The sequence below is a fragment of the Paenibacillus sp. CFBP 13594 genome, from assembly GCF_014842675.1.
GTDB classification, from domain to species: domain Bacteria; phylum Bacillota; class Bacilli; order Paenibacillales; family Paenibacillaceae; genus Paenibacillus; species Paenibacillus amylolyticus_B.
The window spans coordinates 1-264 of sequence record NZ_JACYVQ010000047.1; the positions used below are offsets into that span (position 1 = coordinate 1).

The 264-nt window shown below is 50.0% G+C and carries 1 rRNA gene; it reads left to right on the top strand.

Features of this window, described 5'->3' with window-relative positions:
* A 23S ribosomal RNA gene (locus IFU39_RS32580) occupies positions 1-264 on the top strand; the annotation flags it as partial.

Consider the following 264-nt stretch of genomic DNA (forward strand, 5'->3'; position numbering starts at 1 on the left):
CCGAAGCTGTGAACCGAAGCCCCAGTAAACGGCGGCCGTAACTATAACGGTCCTAAGGTAGCGAAATTCCTTGTCAGGTAAATTCTGACCCGCACGAATGGCGTAACGACTTGGGCGCTGTCTCAACGAGAGATCCGGTGAAATTTTAATACCTGTGAAGATGCAGGTTACCCGCGACAAGACGGAAAGACCCCATGGAGCTTTACTGCAGCTTGATATTGAATTTGGGTACGATCTGTACAGGATAGGTGGGAGCCTTTGAAG